Source organism: Protofrankia sp. CiP3 (assembly GCF_917627345.1).
Taxonomy (GTDB): Bacteria; Actinomycetota; Actinomycetes; order Frankiales; family Frankiaceae; genus Protofrankia.
In genome coordinates, this window is sequence record NZ_CAKJTM010000114.1 from 1 (window position 1) to 8,249 (window position 8,249).

Consider the following 8,249-nt stretch of genomic DNA (forward strand, 5'->3'; position numbering starts at 1 on the left):
CCGACCGGCCGGTCGCGCCCGCGCGACGCCGCGCCGGCGGAGCCGCGGTGCCGGCCGCCCCGACCCGGTGGCCGCCAGATGACCTGGGTGCTCACCGACGGTCTGGGCCCGGCGTGGCGGTCCGGTCAGGCCGCGCGCGCACTCGCGGGCTGGACCGACGCCGGGCCGGTGGCGGTCGTGAACGTCCTGGCGGCCCGGGTCTGGCACCAGGCCGATCTCGGCGTCGAGCGGGTGCGGCTTCGGGGGGCGGGGCGGCGGGACGCGGGCAGGGTGCTGTCCTGGGAGTTCGACGGGCTCCCGTGGTCGGAGGGCCTGGTCGACGAACCCCTGCAACCGCCGGCCGGCGTCGCGACCACCGCGATCCCGGTGGTTGAGCTTGATCCGTCCTGGCTGGGTCCCTGGGCGCGTTTCGTCAGCGCACCCGAACCCACCTGGTTCACGACGACGGCCGTGCTCGTCGGAGCCGGGGCGGCACGCCCGGCGATCGCGCCCGAGGCGCTGGCGCCGGCGGAGCGGCTGACCCGGTTCTTCACCTTCGCCTCGCCGGCCGCCCGGCGGCTCGCCGGGCTGCTCGCGGCCGCTCCCTTCCTCGACTCCGCGGGGCTGCGCACCGTGGTGGGGATAGCCGGGGCCGATCGGCCCGCGCTCTCCGAAGTCCTCGCCTTCGGCCTATTGCTCGTCGACGGAGCGTCGTTCGAGCTGCTCCCGGAGGTTCGCTGGCAGCTGCGGGCGCAGATCAGCAGGGGAGACGTCGACCGGGTCCACCGGGCCGTCGTGTCGGCGTCCGGCGGCGGCGAGACCGGCGAGAACGGCGAGAACGGTCTCCGGAACTCGCCCGGTTCGCGCGTCAGCGGTGCCCGGTCTGGAACGGCCGTGCCCGACCGCGGTGACGCGACACCTCGACTCCATCCAACTACTGAAAGTGATATCACGACTACTATGAGTGGGATGGCAGGCACGGACCGCTCGGGATCCGGCGCCGACGAAGCGTTGGCGCTCGTGGCCGACCCCGTGACCGACCGTAACGAGAGCAGCGCGGTACCAGGAGGATCATCCGTGACGTCCGGCCTGACCGTCCGACCGGCACCGACAGCTGGGCGGCTGCCGCGGGTCTGGGGCAACGTACCTCCTCGCAACCCGCACTTCACCGGCCGGGAGGACCTGCTCGGCCAGCTGCACGCCCGGATCGGTGACGGGATCACGACGGTGCTGCCCGAAGCGCTGCACGGCCTCGGCGGAGTCGGCAAGACCCAGCTCGCGACGGAGTACGTGCACCGCCATCTGACCGACTTCGACCTCATCTGGTGGATCCCGGCGGAGCAGACCGTCCAGATCGCCAACGCTCTCATCGAGCTGGGACGCGAGCTCGGGCTGGAGGCCGGTACCGAGGCGAACATCGCCGTCCGCCAGGTCATCGAGGCGCTGCGGGTCGGCAAGCCCTACGACCGCTGGCTGCTGGTCTTCGACAACGCCGACGAGCCGCAGCCGGTGCGGCGGTACTTTCCGGCCGGCCCGAACGGCCGCATTCTCGTCACCTCGCGCAATCCGGCGTGGATGAACGTCAGCAGTCAGCTGGAGGTGGCCTCCTTCCACCGGTCGGAGAGCGTCGAGCTGCTGCGCAGCCGGGGCGTCGCACTCGCCGACACGGACGCCGACCGGGTTGCCGAGACGCTCGGCGACCTGCCCCTGGCGATCGAGCAGGCGGCGACCTGGCTCGGCGAGACCGGGATGACCGCGGGCGAGTACCTGAGGCTTCTGGAGGACAAGCTGACCGAGCTGCTCGGCACCCCACCCGCGGACTATCCGCTGCCCGTCACGGCAGCCTGGAACATGTCGCTTGACCGGCTCTCGGCCAGCAACCCGGCGGCGATAGAGCTGCTGCAGGTGTGTGCCTACTTCGCGCCGACGCCGATCTCCCGGCAGCTGCTGTCCCGCGCGCACAACGAGACGATCTCGCCGGCGCTCGACACCGCGCTGCGCGACCCGGTGAAGCTCAGCCAGGCGATCCGGGACATCAACCGGTACTCGCTGGCCCGCATCGACCACCGGGACAACTCGATCATCATGCACCGGCTGGTCCAGCGGGTCCTGATCGACCGGATGTCCTCGACCGAGCAGGGCAGGATGAAGCACGGCGCGCACGTGCTGCTGGCGGCCAGCGACCCCAACGACCCCGAGAACCCGGACTTCTGGCGCGTGTACGCGGACCTCTACCCGCATGTGGTCGCGACGAACACCGACCGCTGCGACGACCTTCGGGTCCGCCAGCTGCTGCTCAACATCTGCGACTACCTCTGGGCGTGGGGCGACCACCAGGTCAGCAACGCCTTCGCCCGCGACGTGCGCGACTCCTGGCACGAGAGCTTCGGCGAGGAGGACCCGTACAGCCTCCAGCTGGGTCTGCGGTTCGGCTGGGGTCTGGTCACCCTCGGCCGCTACGTCGAGGCCGCCGAGATCAACACGCGGACGGTCGAGCTGTCCGCCCGGGTGAACGGGCCGAATGCCGGTCTGACCATCGTCCTGATGGGCAACGTCGGGGCTGACCTGCGCTGGCACGGCGACTTCGCCGAGGCGCTGAAGGTCGCGCAGGACGCCAACGCCCGAGCCACCCGGGCGTTCGGCCCCGACGACCCGGAGACGGTGAACACCGCCCGCAACGTCGCGGTGAGCCTGCGGCTGATGGGCCGCTACGCCGAGGCCGCGAAGTTCGACGAGGAGACCTGGCGCCGCACCGTCGCGCTGTACGGCGAGGACAACGGCAGCAGCCTGGGCGTGTTGACCGCGCTGACGCTCGACCGCCGGGAGCAGGGGGACTACCTGGGCGCCCTGGCCGCGCAGGAGACGATCGACGCCCGCTACCGCCGCCTGTTCCACCAGTCGGCCGACCACCCGGCCCGGCTGTACTCGGCCCACGACCTCGCGGCGGCGCAGCGCAAGGCCGGGCATCACGAGAAGGCGCTGGTGCTTTCCCGAGACGTCGCGCAACGCCTCACCGACCGCTACGACGAACTGCATCCCTCGGCGCTGGCCGCGGCGCTCAGCCTGTCGATCGACCTCCGGCACGCCGGCCGGCTGCACGAGGCGCGCGACATCTGCTCACTGACCCACCAGCGGTACGCGGACCAGATCGGCGAGACCCACCCGCACACCCTCGCCGCCGCCGTGAACCTCGCCCTCATCGACCGGTTGTCCGGCCAGCCCGACGAGGCGCTCGACCGGGACGAGCGGACGCTCGCCGGGTTCGTCCAGCGGCTCGGCGAGACCCACCCGTCGTCCCTGGCGTGCGCTGCCAACCTCGCCAGCGACCTGTACGCGCTCGGCCGTTTCGCCGACGCGCTCGAGCGCGACCGCGCGACGCTCGCGGCGTGCACCGAGGTGCTGGGCGCACGTCATCCGACCACGCTCGCGATCGCCGCGAACCTCGCCTTCGACCTGCGGGCGCTGGGCCGACGGGAGGAGGCGGCGGAGTTGCAGGCCACGACCCTCACCCAGCTCGACGCCGCGCTGGGCCAGGACCATCCGGCGAGCCGGCAGGTGGCGGCGGGGGTCCGGCTCGACTGCGACGTCGACCCGATGCCGATGTGATCGGGTCCGGACGTCCCCGTCTCGGGGCGTGCGGCGCCGCTCGGTGCTAGGCACTCCGCGCCGGCGGCACGGCGAGGCGTTCGTCGGCCTCGCCGTGGGCCGGCTCGTCGGCGGTGTCTGTGTCGGTGTCTGTGTCGGTGTCGGTGACGGGGGCGAGCCAGCCGGCCAGCGCGCCGGGGTCCGGCCGCCGGCCGGCCCGGGCCACGGCGACCGCGACCGCGACCGCGTACACCAGCTCGGGGCGCTCGCGCAGGACCCGTCCAGCGGCGGTGTCGTCGCGCAGCGCGAGGCCCAGCCCGACGAGTGCGCGGCGGTCGTCGGCGACGTCCACCAGCCGGGCCTCGTACCGGGCCCGCGCCGTGACCAGGTCGCCGGCGACGAGGGCGCAGTCCGCTCGGCTGGCGTGCCGGTAGCCGCAACCAGGACCGTCCCGCTCGATGCGGCGTAGCTCGTCCCGGTCCGACAGCCACAGCCGAGCCAGGCCGGCCCGGGTGTCGAGGGCACGCGCGTCCCGGTCGGGCACCTGGCGGGTGGGAACCGTGACCGCGTCGGGTTCGCCGCCGGTCAGCCAGGCGTCGGCCAGGCGTTCGACGGCCGCCGGGGCCGGCCGGAGATGATGCGCTCGCCACAGCGCCCGGGTGTCCGCCGTGACGAGGGCGGCGAGCCGGGCCGCCTCGAACGGCACCGGCTCCGAGAGCCAGGCCTGCGCCGTGGTGAGGAGCCCCGTCAGAAAACGCCGGCCGATCGCGCTGAGGGCCGGATCCCGCAGCAGGTCGGCAGCGGTGTCGCAGACTGCCGCGCGCCAGAGAGCGAACTCGAAGTGACCGAGCATCGCGTCGTCACCGACCGACAGGCCGCGCTGCACCCGCCAGAAGTCGGCGACCCCGAAGAAGGCGTAGACACCGTGCAGCATCCCCCGCGGGGGGCGCGGATCGTCCCGCCAGGGCGCGTACCGCGGCCGCACGGGAGCCGCCGGATCGACCAGGTCCCCCACCACGTGCAGGAGCATCCCGAGCACGGCGTGCCGGAGCTCGTGGGCGAGCATGGCCGCGCCGTCGAGCGCGTCGTGCGGCTCGGACATCTCGACACTGCCGATGGCATCGCCCGAGGTGGAGCTGTACGAGCGGAACCGGGCCGCCGCGGGCAGCGGCACCACCGCCGAGATCACCGCGTCGACGCCGGCGGCGAGGTCCGGGTGCCCGGCCCGCGCCACGGCGGCACTGTCCGCGAGGAGCCGTCCCCACCGGTCGGTGCGGGCGGGGGGCAGGCGGTGTGGCTCCGCGGCCCGGCCGGACATCCGGTAGGGGTCGCAGTCCTCCACGACGAGACCGACGGGGCCGGCGACGTGGACCGGCCACCAGCTTCCGTCGTCCGGTGCGGGAGCGCCCGTGCCACCGGGGGGATCGCCGGCGGGCCGGACGACGCGGAAGTCCTGCTCGTCGCGGCGCAACCGGATCCGGCGCGTCGGCCCGACCACGTCGATCTCGGCTGCCACGGTGCGCACGACCGCGGTGTCCCAGGGCTCCGGGGAGCCCAGCCGGGCGTGGCCGACGGCGGGCAGGTGGACGAAGCCGCGCCGCAGCGGCACCCGGAGCTCGATCGAGGACCCGGCCCGCACCGCCGCCGCGGCGGCCATCGCGTGCAGGTGGCCGACCTCCACCCACAGCGGCACGTCCTCCTGCGTCAATCCGCGCAACCGGCGCAGCAGCCGCGCCGCCCAGGCTCCGGCGAGCGGCCGGTCGAGCACCGCCCGGGCAGCCGCGGCATCCTGCCGCTCGATCTCGACGAGAAGATCCCAGACCTCGTCGACCGGTAGCAGCGGCCCCAACCGCGGATGCTGTTCGCGCAGCAGGTCGAGGACCGCGCGAAAAGCGATCCGCCGACGGCTGATCTCTGATCTCGCCAGCCGCCGGATGATGCCGGAGTCCAGCGACCCCAGCGCCAACGAGTCGAGATCACCGGTGGAGAGCCGATGGGCGCCGAGGGCGCGTAACGGCCGGCCGCCATCGAATGGCGGATGCCCCATCAGAGCTCCGGCCGGCGCTGCTGCCCACAGCCGTTGGCTTCCCAGACCGTCGCCTCACGAGCAAGAGAGTCGAGCAGCCGGCCGACCTCGGTTCGCAGCGCCTCGTCCGGGCTGTCGCGAAGCTGGTCCAGCCCGAGGTCGTGGACGTCGGCGAGCTCCCAGGCGGTGAAAGCATTCACCATCGTGCCCCCGTTCCCTTCCGCGGGCTCCACCCCCGGCGGCCGCGACCGACGGTCACGGATCACCGCCTCGAGGAAAAGCTGGGCCCGCGGGAAAATTCTCGCACAATGGCGCACCGTGCACGGGCACTAACGATGCCCGAGCCGAGAACCCGCCATTCGCCCGGATGTGACGTGCGGCGGTGCGAACGCGGCGTGCCGCGCCAGCGGCCCGACGGATCGATCGTGCTCGACGAGCCCTCCCCGCGGAGCCCCGGTCGCGCGGTGACCAGGCCGCACCGACGCGAACACGCGGCCGACGGTCCGGCGTGGAACGGTTCCGCCTCCGTGGTGCACGGCACCGCTTTGGACGGCCAGGACGACTTTGGACGGCCAGGACGACTTTGGACGGCCAGGACGACCGGGACGAGATGGGAGTCTCGATCGAACCCCCGGAGTACTCGCTCGGTCTGCGGGCGGTGGATGTGCACAACGGGTCGACCGAGGACGCGTTCACCCGTTACGTGTTCCGCACCCAGCCGGAAGGCGCCCGCACGGGCCCCGGCGACACCGACCTGGTGATCTACAGCCTGCGGCAGTGGCTGAGCCTCGCGGTCGCCGGGAACCCGTCGGTGCTGCTGTTGTTCTGGGTGCCCGATGACGCGCTGATCGTCCGCACCGAGGAAGGGGACCGGCTGCGCGCCCTCGCCCCCCGGATCTTCGGGCGTCGTCCCCGCTTCCGCTCCGCCCGGACCTCGACGCGGTCAACGACTACCTCGCCAAGGCACACCGCCGGGCCTGGGGGTGGGCGGCCTGAGCACGCGTCTCGCCCCGGCGTAGGCGCTCTCGCACGTCGGGGGTCTCCACGGGGGCTGCGGCGCGGAACGGTCACGCGCGGCCCGCCCTCCGGTGTGCTGCCCGCGGAGGACGTCCGCGGGCAGCACACCGGCCCGGGAATCAGACGAGGGGAGCGGGCCTGAAGATCATGTAGGCTTCGGTGGCCGCGGCCACCGGTGCTCCGACCGCCGGGACCGCGGTGACCACCGCGGTGTTCACGACGGCGCCGGCCGCGACGTCGGCCGCGGTGGTCGTGTACGGCGCGGTGCAGACCATGGTCGCGCCGGGCGCCAGCGTGCTGGCCGGGCAGGTGATCGTGCCGAGGCGGTCGTCGACCAGCGAGACTCCCGAAAGCCGGACCGGGGAGGGGTTCGCGACCTGGTAGACGTAGGTGATCGTCTCACCGGGCGCGGTGAAGGTCTCGGAGAGTCCGATCTTCGCCAGGGCGATCGCACCGGCCGCGGGCAGTCCGACGATCTCGGCGTCGGCGATGGCGGTCAGGGTGGGCCCGCCGACCGGTGTGGCGTTGACGGTCGCGGTGTTGAGGACCCGGCCGCCCGCGTAGTCGGCCTCGGTGACGGTGTACTGCGTCAGGCAGCTCATGCTCCCGCCGGGCGGCAGGCTGGTGGCCGGCCCGACCACGTCGTCGACCAGCGACACGTTCACCACCGCCACCGGCCCGTTGGTGACGGTGTAGCCGTAGTTGATGACCTGCCCGGGGCTGATGAACGTCTTCGGGCTCGCAATCTTGGCGAGCCGGATTCCCGCCGCTGTCCCGGTGTACGGAACAGCCACCGTGGTTCGCCGGGTGATGACTCTGAAATCGGGTTCCGTGCCGACGGCGTACACGTTGTTCACGACGCCGCCGGCCTGGACGTCGGCCGCGGTCGTCGTGTACTGCGCGGTACAGACGAGAGCTTGCAGGCGTGGCATTTCCGTGGACGGACACGTGACCGGACCGACCTTGCTGTCGACCAGTGACACGTCCGTCAGGCTCGTGACGGCGCTGATCAGCCGGTAGGTGTAGGTGATCACCTGGCCGGGGCCGGTGAACTGGGTCGGGGACGCCTGCTTGGTGAGCGAGAGCCGGGCGTTGTTCCCGTAGGGCACGCTCGCGCTGGCCTGCTGGGAAAGGCGCTGGCCGGTGGTGCTGGTCGCGAACACGGTCGCGGTGTTCACGATGACGCCCGCGAGGACGTCGGCCTCGGTGACCGTGTACTCACCCGTACAGGTCATGCGCTCGCCGGGCGTCAGAATGGTCGACGGACAGGACGCCGCGCAGGCCCTGTCGTCGGTCACCCGGACGTCCAGCACTCCCACCGGGCCGTTGACCAGCAGGTAGGTGTAGGGCAGGACCTCACCGGGCCGGGTGAAGAAGCTGGCGCCGGTCTTGCCGAGCAGGATCGAGGGGACGAGGCCGCTGTAGGGGATGGTCACCGCCGCCTGCCGGACGACCTGCGTTCCGTCGACCTGGAGCAGGGACAGGGTGGCGCTGTTCGAGACGCCGCCGGCGGTCACGTCCGCGCTGGTCGTCGTGTACTGGCCGACGCATTCCATCGAGGCGTGCGGCGCCAGGACCTCGGCGGGGCAGGAGACCTCCCCGATGGCGGAGTCGGTCACCGAGATGCGGGTGGCGGCGACCA

Annotated in this window: 4 protein-coding genes and 1 pseudogene; 2 read left to right on the plus strand and 3 right to left on the minus strand. The window is 72.8% G+C overall.

Annotation, left to right across the window (positions count from 1 at the left end):
* The first annotated feature begins 78 nt into the window (after nt 1–78).
* Nucleotides 79–3,585, plus strand: coding sequence for an FxSxx-COOH system tetratricopeptide repeat protein (gene fxsT, locus MJ797_RS23090; protein WP_239341155.1), 3,507 nt, complete (start codon nt 79–81; stop codon nt 3,583–3,585).
* Nucleotides 3,586–3,631: 46 nt separating this feature from the next.
* On the opposite strand, the gene MJ797_RS23095 is transcribed toward fxsT, so the two are convergent.
* Both MJ797_RS23095 and MJ797_RS23100 read right to left on the minus strand, forming a co-directional pair.
* A complete protein-coding gene (locus MJ797_RS23095; protein WP_239341157.1) occupies nt 3,632–5,611 on the minus strand; it encodes an HEXXH motif domain-containing protein in 1,980 nt (659 codons plus the stop codon).
* Nucleotides 5,611–5,793 (minus strand): hypothetical protein, encoded by a 183-nt coding sequence (locus MJ797_RS23100; protein ID WP_239341159.1) that lies wholly within the window; start codon nt 5,791–5,793, stop codon nt 5,611–5,613. Before MJ797_RS23100 ends, MJ797_RS23095 begins: the two co-directional genes overlap by 1 nt.
* Before the next feature lie 380 nt (nt 5,794–6,173).
* Here MJ797_RS23100 and MJ797_RS23105 point away from each other — a divergent pair, with 380 nt between their 5' ends.
* Nucleotides 6,174–6,749, plus strand: coding sequence for a DNA polymerase beta superfamily protein (locus MJ797_RS23105; protein ID WP_239341161.1), 576 nt, complete (start codon nt 6,174–6,176; stop codon nt 6,747–6,749).
* Here MJ797_RS23105 and MJ797_RS23110 read toward each other — a convergent pair.
* Nucleotides 6,727–8,249 (minus strand): annotated as a pseudogene (locus tag MJ797_RS23110) (hypothetical protein); the annotation flags it as partial. The gene MJ797_RS23105 and the pseudogene MJ797_RS23110 sit on opposite strands and share 23 nt — an antisense overlap.